This window comes from Sphingorhabdus sp., from assembly GCF_023910635.1.
Taxonomy (GTDB): domain Bacteria; phylum Pseudomonadota; class Alphaproteobacteria; order Sphingomonadales; family Sphingomonadaceae; genus Sphingorhabdus_B.
This window is the reverse complement of record NZ_JAAVVZ010000004.1, coordinates 188,679-205,736: the sequence shown is the minus strand read 5'-3', so window position 1 is coordinate 205,736 and position 17,058 is coordinate 188,679. Positions and strand designations below refer to the sequence as shown.

The following is a 17,058-nucleotide window of genomic DNA, read 5'->3' as shown; positions in this document are numbered from 1 at the left end:
CGTGCCTTAGCTGCCGGTTGGAAGCATGGCAAAGCGGATTTCGGTTCGCGGTTAAATAGTCAGGTGATTTTACCCGCGCATCACGCTATCGACGCTTTATGCTCAGCCTGCCCAATATCCTGACCCTGTCGCGAATTTTCGCCGTGCCCATATTGGTTTTCCTTTTGTGGCCCGGGACCAAGCCAATGAGCGTGCAGCCGCTACCGCTCGATTATGCGTTTGCGTTCGTGCTCTATTGCCTGATGGGCATCACCGATTATTTCGACGGCTATCTCGCCCGCGCACAAGGGACAGTGTCGAAACTGGGCGTCTTTCTTGACCCCATCGCCGACAAAATCATGATCGCCGCCGTCATTTTGATGTTGGTGTTCACCCGCGATTTGGAAGGGTGGCACGTGATTGCCGCCTTGATCATCTTGTTGCGCGAAATGATTGTGTCGGGTTTGCGTGAATTTCTTGCAGGGCTTCAGATTTCGGTGCCAGTGTCCAAACTCGCCAAATGGAAAACGACATTTCAATTGGTCTCGCTTGGCGGCGTCATTTTGGCTGGGGCGCTGCCGGACTGGATTTTGCTGAAGCAAGCAGCGTTGCTGTTGTTGTGGATCGCGGCGGTGCTGACGATGATTACCGGTTGGGATTATCTGCGCGTCGGCATCAAGCATATGGATTGACGCCATGAAATTGGTGTATTTTGCCAGCGTGCGTGAGGCGATTGGGCTGTCATCCGAAGAATGCGATGTGCCGCAGGATGCCCGCAGTGTTGGCGATCTTGTGGCGTGGATTTCTGCGGGTTCCCAAGAGCATGCCCGCGCATTACATGACCATTCACGCCTGCGTTTCGCGTTGGACCAAGAAATGGTTGCGGTCGATGCTCTGCTGGGCGCGGCGCAGGAATTGGCGATTTTCCCACCGGTTACGGGCGGATGAAAGTGGTGCGGATCAGCAATGCGCCAATTGAGCCCGCGTCGGAGCTGGCCGCTTTGGCGGGTCTTGGCGGTGGTGCATTGGCCAGTTTCATGGGCATTGTGCGCGACGATAAAGGGGTAACGGCGATTGAATTGGAACATTATCCCGGCATGACCGAGGCAAGCCTTTACAGCCTCATAGAAGCCGCCACAGCGCGATGGTCATTGCTGGGCGCTGTTGTCACCCACCGCGTTGGTATCGTCCCTGTGGGGGCTCCTGTGGTCGTTGTCGGGGCCGCTTCGTTGCACCGGGCGGAGGCATTGGAGGCGACGGCGTTCCTCATTGACCGGCTGAAGACCGAGGCACCATTTTGGAAGCGCGAGCATTATGCCGATGGCACCGCACAATGGGTCGACGCCAAAGCGAGCGATGACGCACGCGCCGAACGCTGGACATAATTATGCGGCGTGCAAGCCGCGCAACGCATCCGCCAGCAGTTCAAATTCCTCACGCCGCGGGCTGTTGGTGCGCCACACCAACGCAATCTCACGCGACGCATGTTCGGCGTTCAATGGGCGGGCCTGCACATCGGTGCCGTTCAACAATCCCGCTGTAATGGCCATTTCGGGGATGATGGTCAGGCCAAGGCCATTATCGACCATTTGCACCAGCGTATGCAGCGATGTGCCCAGCATCGTTGCAAAGGCACGCATTTCTGGGCGGTTGCAGGCGGCAAGCGCATGATCCTTAAGGCAGTGGCCATCAACCAGCAAAAGCAACCTGCTTTCGTCGATCAGTTCGGGCTTGATGCTTTCAGGGGGGTCGCGCGGGTCGTCCTTGGGAAACGCCACAAATAAACGGTCGTCAAACAAAGTCGCTTTTTCAATATCGCCAGCGGCAAAGGGCAGCGCCAGCAATACACAATCGACCTGTCCATGATGCAAGGCGTCGATTGCAGCGGCGCTGGCTTCTTCGCGCAAATATAATTTCAGATCGGGATATTGCTTACGCAATGCGGGCAATAATTTCGGCAGCAAAAACGGCGCGATGGTTGGAATGACGCTCATCCGCAGGTCATCGGCCAACGGCGTGCCCGCCGAACGTGCCATTTCCGCCAGCTCCTCTGCTTCGCGCAATATCCGGTGCGCCTTTGCGACCATCTTGTTGCCAAGCGGCGTGAACCGGACAACGCGGCGCGTGCGTTCAACCAACATAATGCCGAGCAGCGATTCCAGCTCTCGAATGCCCGCCGATAGCGTCGATTGCGTGACGAAACAGGATTCGGCAGCCTTTCCAAAATGGCCGTGCTCTTGCAACGCAACCAGATATTGCAGCTGTTTTAGCGTTGGAAGATATGTGCTCATAAATCGGTTCCGTTAATCAATAGAAGGCGCATAATCGTTTTTACTAATTTTTATATACATAATTATCGGCAAACTGCATCCTTTGCTGGAAAAACCCACCCGAACGTCTTAGCTTATGAACTATCATCGGGTCCGGCAAAGGCCAGCAGAGTCATGTATGTTTATTTCTAATTTCATTGATTATCTCGATTCGATCAAAGAACGCGACCCCGCGCCGCGTTCACGGTGGGAGATTTTGTTATATCCCGGCGTTTGGGCGGTAGGCTATCACCGCGTCGCGCACTGGTTGTTTTTGGGCCAGATGTTTTTTCTGGCGCGGCTGGTCAATCACTTTGCGCGTTTCCTGACGGGTATCGACATTCACCCTGGCGCGAAAATTGGTAGCAATTTCTTTTTGGATCACGGTTTCAGCGTCATTGGCGAAACGGCGGAAATCGGTGATAATGTCACCATGTATCAAAATGTCACGCTTGGCGGCACCAATCCGACGACGGGAATTGGTGGAAAGCGGCATCCGACCATATTGGATAATGTCATCATCGGTTCGGGCGCGCAGATTCTTGGGCCCATTACCGTTGGCGAACGTGCGCGCATTGGCGCTGCTGCGGTCGTGACAGACGATGTGCCCGCCGGCGCGACCATGATTGGTCAAAAAGCGCGATCGACGCTCGTAAAGGCGGAAACCTACGCACGTGATTTCATGCCGTACGGCACGCCTTGCCGCGAAATGTTCGACCCAGCGACACAAAGCCTTGAGATCATGCAATGCGAGATTGAAAGCTTGCGTAAGAAAGTGGCCGAGTTGATGGCACAGCGTGACGCCAGTTCGAAAGTTACGCCTGCCAAGCCACGTCCAGCCAAGGGACGCAAGGTCAGTTGAGCGCGGTCATCACGCCCTTTCCTGGGGTTAGCCGCCACAATCAGGTCGGCTTTGACAAAAATGAGCTGATGCAGATACTGAACCTATATGGCCGGATGGTCGCGGCGGGAAACTGGCGGGATTATGCCATTGACTTGGGCCGCGACGCCGCAGTGTTCAGCATGTTCCGCCGCGCGACCGAGCGGCCTGAATATCGCATCGAAAAACGTCCCGCGTTGCGCAACCGCCAAGGCATGTGGGCGTTGGTCGGCGAAGGCGGCGCAATCCTGAAACGCGGCCATGATCTCGGACCCGTGCTGGCACCTGTCGAACGCAAGTTAATGAAACTGGTCGACGCGTAAAAAAGCCCGGCCAAAGACCGGGCTTTATAAGGCACTATTGGGGCGGCTTAGCCCAATGCTTGCAACGCCTTCATCACCGCGATGGATTGTTCGCCACCCGATTGCGGCACGGTTTCGCCGGTGCGGTCGATGATCTTGTCCCATGCTGCGGCGAAGCCTTCGACATTGCGGTCTTCCTGACGCAGCGCGACGCCAGGGGTCATGGTGACATAGGCCGCGTGATAGCCACCGCCGCCTGCGCCGATGATCATGTTGGTCGGTGCGTCTTCGCTGACCAGATAGAGCGCGGCTGGCACGACATTTTCAGGGGTGAATTGTTCAAACAGCCCTTCTGGGAAAATATCTTCGGTCATGCGTGTGCCAGCGACGGGCGCAAGCGAGTTGACGCGGACATTATATTTCGCGCCTTCCAAATGGAGCGTCTTGGTAAAGCCGGCAAGGCCAAGCTTTGCCGCGCCATAATTTGCCTGGCCGAAATTGCCGTATAGGCCCGTTGACGACGTGGTCATCAAGATACGGCCATAGGCTTGGTCGCGCATTATGTCCCAAACCGCCTTGGTGCAATTGGCCGAACCCATGACATGGACCTGAAGCACGAGGTCGAAATCGGGCATGTCCATCTTGGCAAAGCTTTTGTCGCGCAAGATACCGGCATTGTTGATCAATATGTGCACGCCGCCAAAGGCCTCTTTCGCCTTAGCCACCATTTCAACCATTTGGTCATATTCGGTGACGCTGCCGCCATTGGCCATCGCTTCGCCGCCAGCGGCCTTAATCTGTTCGACAACTTGCGCCGCTGCATCGGATGTGCCCGTGCCATCGCGCGCGCCGCCCAGATCATTGACCACCACTTTGGCACCGCGCTTGGCCAGTTCAAGCGCATAAGCTTTGCCCAAACCGCCGCCTGCACCTGTCACAATTGCGACTTTGTCTTTAAAACTGATGGTCATAATAGATCTCCATAATCAATTGCGGCTGGGGCCGCGAAATTGACTTGAGCCTTGGCATGACAGCCCAGTTGACGCAAGCGTAAAGCAATAGATTTTGGCTGTCATAAAATCGCAATATTCGCGTCATTGTTGAGACACATATTTGTTGTTTAGCCGTCATCAAATAAACAGGATTACATCGTGACCTCGAAAAAATGGCTTTACGGAACAGCTTTGCTCACAATGACAACCGCCGCTGTGCCTGGCTATGCGCAGGAAAACGGCTCGGAGGTCGATGCCCTGCGCGCTGAAGTTGCGGCGCTGAAAGAACAGCTCGCGGCTATCTCTGCAAAAATAAATGCCGTCGAAAAAAAGACTGCGACTGAGGTTAAATGGAAGGGCGGCCCAGAGTCCAGCGGCCCCGATGGTTGGAGCTTTAAGCCGCGCGGGCGGATCCATTATGATGCGGGCTATGTGAGCATTCCCGGCGATTATGCCGCCAATCGAAATCTAGGTTTCAACAGCAGGGTACGTCGCGTACGCCTTGGTGCAGAGGGGACGATGCCGGGCGGCTTTGGCTATAAAGTCGAAGGTGATTTTGCGAACGGTAATGTGGCCTTTGGCGACGTGTTTTTAAGCTATAATCCCAAAAACGCGCCAATTAACGTTCGGATTGGGAATTTCGAAACGTTAAATGGGCTGGAGCAAATCGCAAGCTCCAACAATAACAGCTTCACCGAACGCGCCGCATTTAACGATGCCTTTTTGAACAGCCGCAGGCTGGGTGGCGCGGTCGCGTGGCATGATGAAGATAACGCCATTCGTGCGGAGGCAGGATTGTTTGCCGCACACAGCATCGACAGTTCATTCGACAATGACGGGTGGATCGGTGCTGGACGGCTTGTCTATGCGCCCAAAGCTTTTGGAGGGCAGTTGCATTTTGGTGCAACGGTCCAGCAACGCGAATTTGCATCAAACAATAGATCCACGGCTTCAGTGTCCGTCAACGCCCCCTCGACCAACCAGATTGCGCGCTATCGCGCACGTCCGAATACGCAATTAACCGACGTGCGTTTTGTCGACACCGGCAGTTTTGCAGCCAAGAGCGACCGCATCGTCGGGTTGGAACTGGCGGCGATATTCCCAGGTTTCTATTTCGCCGGGGAAGGTCAGTGGACCAAAGTAAATGCCTATCGTGCGGGTAGCATCGCAACCGGGTTGGACAGCTTCTCCGGTGGAGATGTTGTTACGCCAGCGGGCGACCCAAGCTTTTTCGGGATGTACGCCGAAGCGGGATATTTCCTAACAGGTGAGACCCGTGGATATAAGGATGGCATTTGGAGCCGAACGAAGGTTCTCAAGCCCATCGACAAAAAAGGTTTAGGGGCGTTCCAAATCGCGGGCCGCTTTGAATATCTCGACCTCGACAGCAATGCGCTGAAAAATGGTGCGACAAATAATTTTGCGACCGGAATCAGCAGCCTGGCTTCGCTCAATACGCGGCTTGGGCGCGGGGGTAAGCAGTCCAGCTATCTATTCGGCGTGAACTGGTATCCGATCGACTATATTCGGTTCATGTTCAATTATGGCAGCGTGCAGGTTAAAGGCGGCCCAATGGCAGCTATGGTCGACCCGCTTTCAACATTGCCCGTGGATAAGCGCGATTATTCTGTCGATGTTGTGGCAGCGCGGATGCAACTGGAATTTTAAACGGCGTCTTGATCGAGCGAATAGCCCGCCGAACGCACGGTCCGGATGATGTCGCTGTCAAAGCCTTCGTTCAAGGCCTTGCGCAGGCGGCGGATATGGACATCCACAGTGCGGATTTCGATGTCGCTGTCATGGCCCCATACGCTGTCGAGCAAGCGCTCACGCGAAAAGACATGGCCTGGATATTCGAGGAAATGCTTTAGCAACCGGTACTCGGTCGGCCCCAAAGGCACCTGCTTACCACCGCGTTTCACCTTGTGCGCGACAGTGTCCATTTCCACATCACCGAAGCGCAAGGCTTCGCCAGCCAGGGCTGGGCGCACGCGGCGCAGGACGGCCTTTGCACGGGCAACGAGTTCGCGTGGTGAAAATGGCTTGGTGACATAATCATCAGCACCAATTTCTAGCCCGCGAATGCGGTCATCTTCTTCACCGCGCGCGGTGAGCATGATGATTGGCACATTGGCGGTGTTGTCCGACTTGCGCAATTGGCGGCATACTTCGATGCCGGATAAATTCTCCAGCATCCAATCGAGCAATACCAAATCAGGCGTGCGCTCCTTGGCCATCAACAGCGCCTCTTCACCGTCGCCGGTGTGTTGGACGTCGAATTCCTCACGCTCAAAATGCCAGCGGACCAGCTCGGCAAGCGCACTGTCGTCTTCAACCAATAGCAATTGCGCCTTGGGCATATATATCTCCGCTTTAAGCGTCGGGCAGGTTTTCACCCGTTTCGGTAAAATAAATCATTTGGGCAACGGTGGTTGTGTGATCGCCAATCCGTTCGAGGTTCTTGGCGGTGAACAGCAAATGCGCGACCTCCGTCGCGTTCTGGGGATTTTTTGCCACATAAGCGACGAAGTCGACAAACAAATCCTTGTTAAGCTGATCCACCACATCGTCGCGAATGGTGACTGCGCGCGCCAGATCGACGTCACGCTTGGCATAAGCGTCCATCGCCGTGCGGATCATTTCGACGACGATTTCGCCCATGCGGCCCAATTGTTCTTTCGCGGATGCGTGTATCTTGCCCTCCATCTTGGGCACACGCTTGGCTATGTTTTTGGCATAATCACCAATACGTTCAATGACGGCCGACATTTTAAGTGCCGCAATCAGTTCGCGTAAATCGTCCGCCATGGGGGCGCGCAAGGCGATAGTGCGAACGACCAATCGCTCTACTTCGGTTTCTAGACTATCAATGATTTTGTCGTCGGCGCGAATAGTGGCAGCGGCTTCCACGTCATGCTCGGTCAACGCCTTCATCGCCGCAATGACCGCAGCTTCGGCCCGCGCACCCATTTCGGCAATGAGCCCACGGATTTCGTCCATGTCGTCGTCAAATGCAGTGATTGTGTGCTTTGTGCCAGTGCTCATGTTGCAATCTTTCTAACCGTAGCGGCCTGTAATATAATCTTTGGTGCGGTCTTCGCGTGGATTGGTAAATATGTCGGACGTTTCACCAAATTCAATCAAATGGCCCAAATGGAAAAAGGCGGTGCGTTGTGACACACGCGCGGCTTGCTGCATATTGTGGGTCACGATGATGATAGCATATTTGCCGCGCAGGTCGTGAATTAACTCCTCAATCCGCGCAGTGGCGATTGGGTCAAGCGCGGAGCAAGGTTCATCCATCAGTATGACTTCAGGGTCCACCGCAATGGCGCGGGCAATGCACAGGCGTTGCTGCTGACCGCCGGACAACGCCGTTCCGCTCTCGCTCAGGCGATCCTTGACCTCGGCCCACAATCCAGCGCGGGTGAGTGACGTTTCGACGATTTGATCCAACTCGGCCTTGCCGCTGGCGAGACCGTGGATACGCGGACCGTAAGCGACATTGTCGTAAATCGATTTCGGGAATGGATTTGGCTTTTGAAACACCATTCCGACGCGCGCCCGCAATTGCACGACATCCATGCCAGACGCATAAATGTCTTCGCCGTCGAGCAGTATCTGACCCTCCACACGGGCCCCTGCGACGGTGTCGTTCATCCGGTTCAACGACCGCAGAAATGTTGACTTTCCGCAGCCAGACGGACCGATAAACGCAGTGACATTCTCACGATCAACGTCGATCGAAACGTCGTTAATGGCTTGCTTGTCGCCATAATATACATTCACATTGCGTGTGGATATTTTGGCTATTCCGGGGGTTACGCCCACATTGTAGTCCTTTGTTTTCATAGGTCACCAACGCGTTTCGAAACGGTTGCGAAGATAGATGGCAAGGGCGTTCATGCCCAACAAGAATATCAGCAACACAATGATTGCGGCACTGGTTTTTTCAACAAAGCCCTGATTGACCTCGTCCGACCAAAGATAGATTTGCACGGGCAAAGCGGTTGTCGCGTCGGTGAAGCCTTCGGGCGCAGCCGGAATGAAGGCGCGCATGCCGATCATCAACAATGGTGCCGTTTCACCCAAGGCGCGCGCCATGCCGATAATAGTGCCCGTTAATATGCCCGGAAGGGCAAGCGGAAGCACATGGTGGAACACGACTTGCACGGGCGAGGCACCAATGCCCAATGCCGCCTCACGGATCGACGGCGGCACGGATTTGACAGCATTGCGGCCCGCAATGACGATGACTGGCATAGTCATCAGCGCAAGCGTTAAACCGCCGACCAATGCAGACGACCGCGGCATACCGAACAGGGTCAGGAAAACCGCAAGCCCAAGCAGACCAAAGATGATGGAAGGCACGGCCGCCAAATTGTTGATCGACACTTCAATCATGTCGGTCAGCTTATTCTTTGCAGCATATTCCTCAAGATATAACGCGGCCAATACGCCGACCGGGAAGGCAAGCATCAGGGTAATCGCCATGGTCATCAACGATCCCTTGAACGCGGCCCAGATGCCAACCGCCGATGGGTCAGTGGCGTCTGCACCTGTCAGGAACGTCCAGTTAAAGGCAGTGCGCAACGCGTCTTTTTGCGCCAGAGCGGATACTGTCTGTTCGGCTGCCGGCTCACCATCGCGCTTGAACGCAACATCCAATCGCGAATCCACTGGCAACCAAAGCTGCTGCTTTGAGGTGACAAGGCCGGGATTATCAATCAGCATCTGCCGTACATTGCCCGCAGCGCCCGCAGTCAAAAGGCCCTCACTTATGTCCCCATATTGTTGGGCAACGGCAAGTTCAACGATGCCGGGCACATCCATAGAATTAAGCGCGGCATCTGCGTTGGTGCCACTGATTGCGGCAGCCGTTGTGCCGGACGTTAACGCGGGAAAGTCAAAATCGACCGCAATTTCGGTGCGCTGAAAACCACGCAAGCCTTGGCCCAGCATCGTGAACAGCAAAAAGGCGAGGAACACAGTCGACAAGGCAACAGCCAGAAAGCCCATCGCCTTAAACCGACGCTCGGCCGCATAGCGCCGCGCAATACGCTTTTGCATGATCTGCCCGTTCCAGTCGGTGGGTGTCGGATCCATCATGGCTTCACTCATATGCTTCCCGATATTTTTTCACGACGCGCAATGCGACATAATTGAGGAAGAATGTCGTCACGAACAACGCAAGGCCAAGCGCAAATGCAGCAAGCGTGTGCGGGCTTCCGAAATCTTGGTCACCGGTCAAGAGCGCGACAATCTGAACGGTAACGGTGGTGATGGTCGCAAATGGGTTGGCGGTGAGGTTGGCGGTGTAACCTGCCGCCATGACGACGATCATGGTTTCGCCAATCGCGCGGCTGACGGCCAGCAAGACACCCCCGACAACGCCGGGCAAGGCGGCAGGCAGCAACACTTGCTTGATAGTCTCGCTCTTGGTGGCGCCCATGGCAAGGCTGCCGTCGCGCATGGCGCTGGGCACGGCGGCGATGCTGTCATCGGACATCGACGACACCAATGGAATAATCATGACGCCCATGACGATGCCGGCGGCTAAGGCATTGTCGGACGCCGCATTGCTGACGCCCAGCATGACTGCAAAGTCACGCACCGCAGGCGCCACCGTTAATGCGGCGAAATATCCATATACCACAGTCGGAACACCCGCCAGAATTTCGAGTATTGGCTTCATCCATTTACGCACTGTCGCGGACGCATATTGCGTCAAGAAAATCGCGCTCATCAAGCCCAGCGGAATTGCGACAATCATGGCGATAATCGCGCCAATGAAAATCGTGCCCCAGAATAACGGAATCGCGCCATAACCATTGTCCGCCCCGGGCGTCACAACCGATTTTGGGTTCCATTCAGTGCCAAACAGAAATTCAAATGGCGATACCATCGAGAAGAAACGCCATGATTCAAAAATCAGCGAGGCGAAAATCCCCAGCGTTGTAAGAATTGCAATCAATGATGCGACCAGCAACCCGAACATGACAACGCGTTCGACCTTGCTGCGGGCCCGGAAGTCAGGCTTTATGCGGGTGAATGCAAACGCGCCGCCTGCGAAGAGCAGCGATAATGTCGCGGCCACGCCAATCCATTTATAGTAGGCCAATGCGCCTTTGTACAAAGGCACGAGCCTTTCGCTCTCACCCTGAAAGGCAGTGGCTTGGAAACCTTGCGCAATCGCCCGCGCTTCCGACAGGATCGCGGCGCGCGCGAAACCTTCTTGTGGCAGGTCGGCCGCCGCAGGGGCCGACAGCACCATGTTGGTGACCAATGACGGGGAAATCGATTGCCAGATAAACATGAAGGCAAGTGCAGGCGCAATGGCGCATATCGCAACGAACCAGCCATGATAATAAGGCAGGCTGTTGACGGTGCCCCGAGGCCCGCCCTTTGCGCTGCGCACAAACGCAGCCGCACGTGCGCGCCCGGCGATCCAGCCAATAAGGCCGAGACCAAGGACAAGGAAAAGCAATGCCGTCCCAGTCATAAACCTAACCATTCTCCTTTGGACCAGATGATTCGAAACCTGCCCTATACAGCGCCTTCGATACAGCGAAGGCCTGGATCAAACACAGATTCGATCCAGGCCCATAGACGCCATCATTGTTGCACTTTTATTTCAAATCCGCGCCCGTCATTGCGGTCAGGCCGTTCGCAGAGTCGCTGGCCGTCTTATAGTCGGCATCGCTTGACGCAATCATACCCAATTTTGTTAGGTAACCGCCGGTTACGCCGCCCTTCAGGAATTCGAGGACAAAATCTTTAATGCCCGGAATTTTATCGACATGCGCTTTCTTGACATAGATGAACATCTTGCGCGCGCCGGGGTAGCTGCCATCTGAAATCGTGGCGATGGTTGGTGCTACGCCATTCATATTGATGCCATGCACCTTCGATGCATTTTCTTCCATATAGCTATAGCCGAAGATGCCGACCATGTTCGGGTTGGAGCTGAGCTTCTGTACGATCAGATTGTCGTTTTCGCCTTGCTCTTTGAACGCGCCATCGGTGCGCACTTCGGTACAAATCGCCTTGTATTTGTCTTCGTCTTTATCTTTCAACGCCTTTGTCGCGGCATCAGTCTTGCAACCAGATTCCATGATCAGTTCATGGAATGAATCGCGCGTGCCAGAGGTCGTTGGCGGGCCATAGACCGAAATAGGCAATTTGGGCAGCGACGGGTTCACGTCGGACCAAAGCTTGGCCGTTTGTGGCTTGCCAAATGGGTTGGCGGCAAGTGCCTTGTAAACATCGGCGGTGGACAAGGCGAACTTCACGCCCTCGTTCGACTGCGCGAGCGCAAGGCCATCAATGCCCACTTGAATTTCAATAATGTCTTTCACGCCATTTTTCTGGCAGTTTTCAAATTCGGTTTTTTTCATGCGACGCGATGCGTTGGCAATGTCTGGCGTATCTGCGCCAACGCCTTTACAGAATTGTTCAATCCCGCCGCCCGTTCCGGTCGATTCAAGCACTGGCGACTTGCGTGATGCGTCTGCCTTTGCAAATGCTTCTGATGCGGCCTTTGCAAAGGGGAACACCGTCGATGAACCCACTATGCGGATTTCCTGACGCGAGCCACCCGCAGCGCCCCCGGTGCTGGCTTGGTCATTACACGCCGAAAGCGCGAGTGCACTTACGGCAATGAGCGAAATTTTTTTCAACATATTGGCTGTCCCCATATTGGATTTGGCGCAGTTCGAACCGCACTCGAAGGCCTCTTAGACGGTCCAGATGGCTGATAAATGACTCTTGTGTTACATTATTATGACGGTCCGGTGGGTACGACGGGTAGCAATACCGAAACGGTTGTGCCCTTTCCTACGGTGCTGCGGATTTCCAGATGGCCGCGATGCCGATCAACGATATGTTTGACGAGGCTTAAGCCTAAGCCCGTTCCGCCAACCAAGCGGCTTCGTCCTGAATCCACACGATAAAATCGTTCGGTTAGGCGCGGCAAATGTTCAGGGGCAATGCCGTCGCCCACATCCGTTACCGAAAAATTGATCATCGCGCCAGATCGTGAACGCCCCAGCAAAACCGTCACGGGTGTTCCAGTGCGACCATATTTGAGTGCATTGTTCAATATGTTGCTCGCCAACTGCCGCAATTGCCCGGCGTCGCCCATGACAGGTGGCAGACCCGCCGTCACATCAACCACGATATCTGTGCCACGGTCCTTTTGGCTGTTGCGTAACTGATCAACGGTTTCCCTAACGATGTCGGAAAAATCGACTGGCGTTTGTGGTGGATCATATTTTTCGGCCTCAATCCGGCTCAACGACATCAGGTCACGGACAAGCGCCTGCATTCGGTCGGTTTCCTTGGCCATGATGCCCAGAAACCGGCTGCGCGTGATGGCGTCATCACCCGCGGCGGGATCAGCCAGCGTTTCAATAAAGCCCTTTATAGCGGCCAGCGGTGTCAACAATTCGTGGCTTGCATTGGCGACAAAATCGACACGCATTTTTTCGGCGGCCTGTGTTCCGCTGCGGTCGGCCAAATGCACGATTTTTTGCGATGGACCCATGGTCTGAATCCGCATGTCCCATAATTGGTTTTTTTGGCCAATGCCTGCCAACCGAATCGGGTGCCCGCTGTGCTGCGCATCTGGGTCGGACAGCCGTTCAATCGCGCCAGCGTGACGGAATGCCATCCGCACATTTTGCCCAACAATATTTGCGCCAAGCAAACGCAGCGCGACTTGGTTGGCAGCAGTGACGCGGGCATTTTCGACCATCAATATGGCATCGGCCGAAGCATCAATAAACGCCTGCAATTGTGGATGCGAGGTGATGGCCGTGACATCAAGGCTATTGCCATCAGATATGGCTGGTTCGGCAGGTGTCTCTTCGCGATCATGTGGATCGGCAACGACGAACAATGCAACCAACATGGATACAAATATGACGAGAACGCGTTCGGCCGTTCCTTCCATTTGGGCAGCGAACATTGCGCCGACAAATGCCAGCGCAAACGCAAATATTATGCGGGGAGACAACCAACTGTTCACTTTGTACCCTGCTGCAATGCCTGTGGGATCGCCCCACTTATAGACACAGCGAATTGGCGCAAGCAACGGCGAAGAGAAAATCGGCTCGGCGTGCTCTGCGCCTCTGCGTGCACTAATTTGATCCCATGCCTTTGAGGCAATCAAGCAATTCGTCAAAATGACCGATGATTGCGTCTGCGCCCATGTCCTCGACCGGCCCATGCAAAAACCCGAAACTGGCGGCTACGCTTGGGACGCTAGCATTCTTGGCCGCCATTATATCGTAAATGGAATCGCCGACATAGGCCGCCCTTCCGCCACCACAAAGTTTGATCATTTCAAATATCGGTGCGCCCGAAGGTTTGGCATTTTCCTTGCCCAAAGTATCTGCGCCCAAAATGCATCCCATGCGGTGTGCTAGGTTCAGGTCGGTGAGCAATTTGACCGCAAGGCTTTCAAACTTGTTGGTCACCACGGCATAACGCACACCCATTTCGTCAAGTGCATCCAGCACCGCCAACGCGCCATCGAACGGGCGGCTATGCACCGACACATTCGCTTCATAATATCCGAGCATCTGGCGATAGAGCGGTTTGAAATCGCCATCCGGAATACCGCCTGTTGCCTCAAGTCCTTGTTGCAACATCAGCTTCGCGCCGCCGCCGATATGCTGCTTCACCGTTTCTTGCGATAGCAGCGGCCTGCTGACGCTCTCCAGGACATGATTGACCGCAGCGGTCAGATCGCCGCTGGTGTCGACCAAAGTACCGTCAAGATCAAATCCAATGATGTCGAAAGGAAAATCCAAAACCAAAAATCCCACATTATTCGTTTGTGTCGCGTGTCATTTAAGTGTTGCTCTGGAAACCGCAACAATTTGCTGGCATGAGAATATATATGACTGAATTAGCCGCCATCATTCTCGCCGCGGGCAAAGGCACGCGCATGAAATCCGACCTGCACAAGGTGCTACATCCCATTGCGGGGCGGCCCATGCTGATGCACTTAATGGCCTCCGTCGATGCCCTTCGCCCGACCAAAAAGATTGTGGTGGTCGGCAGCGGCAAGGAACAACTGGAGGCCGCTCTGGCGGGCGCAGCACAGCTTGCGTTGCAAGAACCCCAATTTGGCACTGGCCATGCCGTGCAGCAGGCACAGGGCGCTCTGGAGGGGTTTGATGGCGATGTCCTTATCCTTTATGGCGATGTGCCCTTCGTGCCGACGGCTACGATGCAAGCCATGGTGGCGCGGCTCAACGCGCCTGATGCGCCGGCGGTGGTTGTGTTGGCGTTCGCGCCAGAAGATCCAACCGGCTATGGCCGCGTCATCGTCGAAAATGGCCGCATCATCAAAATGGTCGAGCAAAAGGACGCAACCGAGGCGGAAAAAGCGGTGAAGCTGTCCAATTCCGGCCTGATGGCGGTGAAAGCACGCGACCTGTTCTCGCTTCTGAAGCGCGTCACCGACGATAATGTGCAAAAGGAATATTATATTACCGATATCGTCAACATAGCCAGCGAAGACGGGCGGATTTGCGTGGCTGTCACGACCGAACCCTACAAGGTCGCTGGCATCAACAGCCGCGCGCAATTGGCGGAGATGGAACAAGCGTGGCAGCAGCGCCGCCGGGTGCAGGCCATGGATGATGGCGCAACTTTAATTGCACCGGAAACGGTCTGGTTTGCGTGGGATACGCAGCTTGGCCGCGATGTCCTGATTGAACCCAATGTCTTTTTTGGCCCCGGCGTCAGCATATCTGACCACGTAAAAATTCGCGCAAACAGCCATATTGAAGGCGCTATCATCGGTGAGGGTTGCGAAATCGGTCCGTTTGCGCGGCTCCGGCCCGGAACGGTGCTGGAGGAAAAGGCAAAGATCGGCAATTTCGTCGAAACCAAAAAAGCAATTCTGGGCAAGGGCGCAAAGGCCAACCATCTGACCTATTTGGGCGACGCGATAATTGGCGCAGGCGCGAACATCGGCGCTGGCACGATCACCTGCAATTATGACGGCTATTTCAAATATCAAACCGTAATCGGCGAAGGCGCGTTCATCGGCAGCAACAGCGCGCTCATCGCTCCGGTGAAAATCGGACGAGATGCGATTGTAGCCGCAGGCAGCGCGGTATCCCGCGACGTAGCCGACGGCGAACTCCGCATGGTCCGCGCCGAACAATTGGTAAAGCCCGGCTGGGCGGACCGTTTTCGCGATGCGATGCGGAAGAAGAAAGAGGGGAAGTGAGGGATGCTTGATGTCAAAGGACTAACATCCTCTTTCATTGAGCCTTGGCGCACCTCCAGCTTTGCAGATAACGATCAGGCGCCGTGGCACTTCGTCGGCAACATTGAGGAATTGCTCAGGCAGCAAATTGCTGGTCTCGACTCTTCATACCAGCGCGTCGACGAGGTGGCAGTTCACCGCACCGCGAGGATTGAGGCGGGCGCTGTTGTCAAAGGGCCTGCAATCATTGGGGCTAATTGCTTCATCGCTGCGGGCGCTTATTTGCGAGGCGGGGTGTATCTCGAAAGGGATTGTATAATCGGGCCGTCGTCTGAACTTAAGACCACGGTCATGTTCGCAGGGTCGAAGCTGGCGCATATGAACTTCGTGGGGGACTCAATTATCGGTGCTGATGTCAATATTGAAGCCGGTGCGATCATCGCAAATTACCGGAATGAGTTGAAAGATCGCAACATTCGCATCGTATACCGTGGACAGGTAATTGATACTGGAGTTAGCAAATTTGGAGCGTTGGTTGGCGACGGAAGCCGGATTGGCGCTAACGCCGTTATTGCGCCGGGGGCGTTATTGGAACGAGGTTCGATCGTTGGGCGACTTCAACTGATCGACCAAAAACCAGAAGATTGAATTGACATGATATCATGATATGATATCAGTATATCATGACTCGCATCCTCGCCGATCTGCCTGATGAAGACATCAAATGGCTCGACCAACTTGCCGCCGAGCAGGGCAAGTCGCGTGCCTCAATACTGCGCGAGGCTGTGTCGGCCTATCGCGCAGAAGCGCCTACGCCCGGCAATACCGATTGGCTGGAGGCTGGCTTTGGTTTGTGGGCCAAATATGGTTTTACCGAGGACGGCATGGATTATCAGAACCGGCTACGCGATGAATGGGTGCGCGAATGGGATATCGACTATGATCCTGCGAAACATGGTACTCTGACGGATGAGAAAGACGTCGCTGCGTGAGCGACATCTATTTTGACACCAATATCATTATCGATGCATTGGCAAGGAGACCGCAAGCCCTCGCCGAGCTTCGCCGTGCCAAGCGGCAATGGATCAGCCGTATGACCTGGATTGAGGTTCTCGCTGGTATGCCGGTACTAGCGCGCGCGGAAACCGAGGCGTATTTGCAAAATTATTCCATACGCGAACTATCACCAGAAATCGCCCGACGCGCTGCCGATCTTCGGTTCAATAAGCGTTCGCTCAAATTGCCCGACGCTGTGATCTTCGCTTCGGCGCAGGAACATGGCGCAATTTTGGTAACGCGCAATGTCAAAGACTTTCCTGCGAACATGCCAGGCATCCGCGTCCCTTATATAACGCCAGACAAGGTATAG

The 17,058-nt window shown here is 54.9% G+C and carries 20 protein-coding genes; 10 read left to right on the top strand and 10 right to left on the bottom strand.

The genetic code is table 11. From position 1 onward, the window contains the following. Positions 1-98: 98 nt before the first annotated feature. Genes pgsA through HEQ34_RS03820 form a run of 3 tightly spaced genes read left to right on the top strand, consistent with a single transcriptional unit; the run spans position 99 to position 1,364 of the window. Positions 99-671, top strand: a complete 573-nt coding sequence (gene pgsA, locus HEQ34_RS03830) for a CDP-diacylglycerol--glycerol-3-phosphate 3-phosphatidyltransferase (protein WP_296197626.1) — start codon at positions 99-101, stop codon at positions 669-671. 4 nt (positions 672-675) lie between these two features. Then, positions 676-927 carry a molybdopterin converting factor subunit 1 gene (moaD, locus tag HEQ34_RS03825; RefSeq protein WP_296197624.1) on the top strand — a complete coding sequence of 84 codons (252 nt, stop codon included), beginning with the start codon at positions 676-678 and terminating at the stop codon, positions 925-927. After that, positions 924-1,364, top strand: coding sequence for a molybdenum cofactor biosynthesis protein MoaE (locus HEQ34_RS03820; RefSeq protein WP_296197622.1), 441 nt, complete (start codon positions 924-926; stop codon positions 1,362-1,364). The genes moaD and HEQ34_RS03820 overlap by 4 nt, the downstream gene beginning before the upstream one ends. On the opposite strand, the gene HEQ34_RS03815 is transcribed toward HEQ34_RS03820, so the two are convergent. Then, positions 1,365-2,270, bottom strand: coding sequence for a hydrogen peroxide-inducible genes activator (locus tag HEQ34_RS03815; RefSeq protein ID WP_296197619.1), 906 nt, complete (start codon positions 2,268-2,270; stop codon positions 1,365-1,367). Between the two features lie 157 nt (positions 2,271-2,427). Here HEQ34_RS03815 and epsC point away from each other — a divergent pair, with 157 nt between their 5' ends. Next, a complete protein-coding gene (gene epsC / locus HEQ34_RS03810; RefSeq protein ID WP_296197617.1) occupies positions 2,428-3,150 on the top strand; it encodes a serine O-acetyltransferase EpsC in 723 nt (240 codons plus the stop codon). Then, on the top strand, positions 3,147-3,491 hold the full coding sequence (locus tag HEQ34_RS03805) for a DUF2794 domain-containing protein (RefSeq protein ID WP_296197614.1): 345 nt from the start codon (positions 3,147-3,149) through the stop codon (positions 3,489-3,491). Before epsC ends, HEQ34_RS03805 begins: the two co-directional genes overlap by 4 nt. Before the next feature lie 47 nt (positions 3,492-3,538). Here HEQ34_RS03805 and HEQ34_RS03800 read toward each other — a convergent pair whose 3' ends face one another. After that, complete coding sequence (locus tag HEQ34_RS03800; protein ID WP_296197611.1) at positions 3,539-4,441, bottom strand: SDR family oxidoreductase; 903 nt, start codon at positions 4,439-4,441, stop codon at positions 3,539-3,541. Positions 4,442-4,621: 180 nt separating this feature from the next. On the opposite strand from HEQ34_RS03800, the gene HEQ34_RS03795 reads away from it, so the two are divergent. Beyond that, entirely contained in the window at positions 4,622-6,130 is a 1,509-nt protein-coding gene (locus tag HEQ34_RS03795; RefSeq protein ID WP_296197608.1) for a porin, read from the top strand. Here HEQ34_RS03795 and phoB read toward each other — a convergent pair. The 8 genes from phoB to HEQ34_RS03755 form a co-directional block, all read right to left on the bottom strand. Further along, on the bottom strand, positions 6,127-6,822 hold the full coding sequence (gene phoB / locus HEQ34_RS03790) for a phosphate regulon transcriptional regulator PhoB (protein ID WP_295491557.1): 696 nt from the start codon (positions 6,820-6,822) through the stop codon (positions 6,127-6,129). The two genes, HEQ34_RS03795 and phoB, sit on opposite strands and share 4 nt — an antisense overlap. 13 nt (positions 6,823-6,835) lie before the next feature. Beyond that, a complete protein-coding gene (phoU, locus tag HEQ34_RS03785) occupies positions 6,836-7,507 on the bottom strand; it encodes a phosphate signaling complex protein PhoU (protein WP_296197605.1) in 672 nt (223 codons plus the stop codon). Positions 7,508-7,519: 12 nt separating this feature from the next. Beyond that, positions 7,520-8,314, bottom strand: a complete 795-nt coding sequence (gene pstB, locus HEQ34_RS03780) for a phosphate ABC transporter ATP-binding protein PstB (RefSeq protein ID WP_296197603.1) — start codon at positions 8,312-8,314, stop codon at positions 7,520-7,522. Positions 8,315-8,317: 3 nt separating this feature from the next. Continuing rightward, on the bottom strand, positions 8,318-9,571 hold the full coding sequence (gene pstA, locus HEQ34_RS03775) for a phosphate ABC transporter permease PstA (protein ID WP_296197601.1): 1,254 nt from the start codon (positions 9,569-9,571) through the stop codon (positions 8,318-8,320). 4 nt (positions 9,572-9,575) lie between these two features. After that, a complete protein-coding gene (gene pstC, locus HEQ34_RS03770) occupies positions 9,576-10,964 on the bottom strand; it encodes a phosphate ABC transporter permease subunit PstC (RefSeq protein ID WP_296197636.1) in 1,389 nt (462 codons plus the stop codon). A gap of 127 nt (positions 10,965-11,091) precedes the next feature. Next, positions 11,092-12,144 (bottom strand): substrate-binding domain-containing protein, encoded by a 1,053-nt coding sequence (locus tag HEQ34_RS03765; protein WP_296197598.1) that lies wholly within the window; start codon positions 12,142-12,144, stop codon positions 11,092-11,094. Positions 12,145-12,242: 98 nt separating this feature from the next. Further along, positions 12,243-13,490 (bottom strand): ATP-binding protein, encoded by a 1,248-nt coding sequence (locus HEQ34_RS03760; RefSeq protein ID WP_296197595.1) that lies wholly within the window; start codon positions 13,488-13,490, stop codon positions 12,243-12,245. Positions 13,491-13,602: 112 nt separating this feature from the next. Further along, a complete protein-coding gene (locus HEQ34_RS03755) occupies positions 13,603-14,277 on the bottom strand; it encodes an HAD hydrolase-like protein (RefSeq protein WP_296197592.1) in 675 nt (224 codons plus the stop codon). A gap of 89 nt (positions 14,278-14,366) precedes the next feature. Here HEQ34_RS03755 and glmU point away from each other — a divergent pair, with 89 nt between their 5' ends. The 4 genes from glmU to HEQ34_RS03735 are packed head-to-tail and all read left to right on the top strand — an operon-like array spanning position 14,367 to position 17,058. Further along, positions 14,367-15,710 (top strand): bifunctional UDP-N-acetylglucosamine diphosphorylase/glucosamine-1-phosphate N-acetyltransferase GlmU, encoded by a 1,344-nt coding sequence (gene glmU / locus HEQ34_RS03750; RefSeq protein ID WP_296197589.1) that lies wholly within the window; start codon positions 14,367-14,369, stop codon positions 15,708-15,710. Between the two features lie 3 nt (positions 15,711-15,713). Next, positions 15,714-16,337 (top strand): DapH/DapD/GlmU-related protein, encoded by a 624-nt coding sequence (locus HEQ34_RS03745; protein ID WP_296197586.1) that lies wholly within the window; start codon positions 15,714-15,716, stop codon positions 16,335-16,337. 35 nt (positions 16,338-16,372) lie between these two features. Beyond that, on the top strand, positions 16,373-16,681 hold the full coding sequence (locus tag HEQ34_RS03740; RefSeq protein WP_296197581.1) for a ribbon-helix-helix domain-containing protein: 309 nt from the start codon (positions 16,373-16,375) through the stop codon (positions 16,679-16,681). Then, on the top strand, positions 16,678-17,058 hold the full coding sequence (locus HEQ34_RS03735; protein WP_296197578.1) for a type II toxin-antitoxin system VapC family toxin: 381 nt from the start codon (positions 16,678-16,680) through the stop codon (positions 17,056-17,058). The genes HEQ34_RS03740 and HEQ34_RS03735 overlap by 4 nt, the downstream gene beginning before the upstream one ends.

Bases quoted from the DNA above. Each gene is read 5' to 3' on its own strand.
- pgsA (WP_296197626.1), top strand. From the start codon at position 99: ATGCTCAGCCTGCCCAATATCCTGACCCTGTCGCGAATTTTCGCCGTG.
- moaD (WP_296197624.1), top strand. From the start codon at position 676: ATGAAATTGGTGTATTTTGCCAGCGTGCGTGAGGCGATTGGGCTGTCA.
- HEQ34_RS03820 (WP_296197622.1), top strand. From the start codon at position 924: ATGAAAGTGGTGCGGATCAGCAATGCGCCAATTGAGCCCGCGTCGGAG.
- HEQ34_RS03815 (WP_296197619.1), bottom strand. From the start codon at position 2,270: ATGAGCACATATCTTCCAACGCTAAAACAGCTGCAATATCTGGTTGCG.
- epsC (WP_296197617.1), top strand. From the start codon at position 2,428: ATGTTTATTTCTAATTTCATTGATTATCTCGATTCGATCAAAGAACGC.
- HEQ34_RS03800 (WP_296197611.1), bottom strand. From the start codon at position 4,441: ATGACCATCAGTTTTAAAGACAAAGTCGCAATTGTGACAGGTGCAGGC.
- phoB (WP_295491557.1), bottom strand. From the start codon at position 6,822: ATGCCCAAGGCGCAATTGCTATTGGTTGAAGACGACAGTGCGCTTGCC.
- phoU (WP_296197605.1), bottom strand. From the start codon at position 7,507: ATGAGCACTGGCACAAAGCACACAATCACTGCATTTGACGACGACATG.
- pstB (WP_296197603.1), bottom strand. From the start codon at position 8,314: ATGAAAACAAAGGACTACAATGTGGGCGTAACCCCCGGAATAGCCAAA.
- pstA (WP_296197601.1), bottom strand. From the start codon at position 9,571: ATGATGGATCCGACACCCACCGACTGGAACGGGCAGATCATGCAAAAG.
- pstC (WP_296197636.1), bottom strand. From the start codon at position 10,964: ATGACTGGGACGGCATTGCTTTTCCTTGTCCTTGGTCTCGGCCTTATT.
- HEQ34_RS03765 (WP_296197598.1), bottom strand. From the start codon at position 12,144: ATGTTGAAAAAAATTTCGCTCATTGCCGTAAGTGCACTCGCGCTTTCG.
- glmU (WP_296197589.1), top strand. From the start codon at position 14,367: ATGACTGAATTAGCCGCCATCATTCTCGCCGCGGGCAAAGGCACGCGC.
- HEQ34_RS03745 (WP_296197586.1), top strand. From the start codon at position 15,714: ATGCTTGATGTCAAAGGACTAACATCCTCTTTCATTGAGCCTTGGCGC.
- HEQ34_RS03740 (WP_296197581.1), top strand. From the start codon at position 16,373: ATGACTCGCATCCTCGCCGATCTGCCTGATGAAGACATCAAATGGCTC.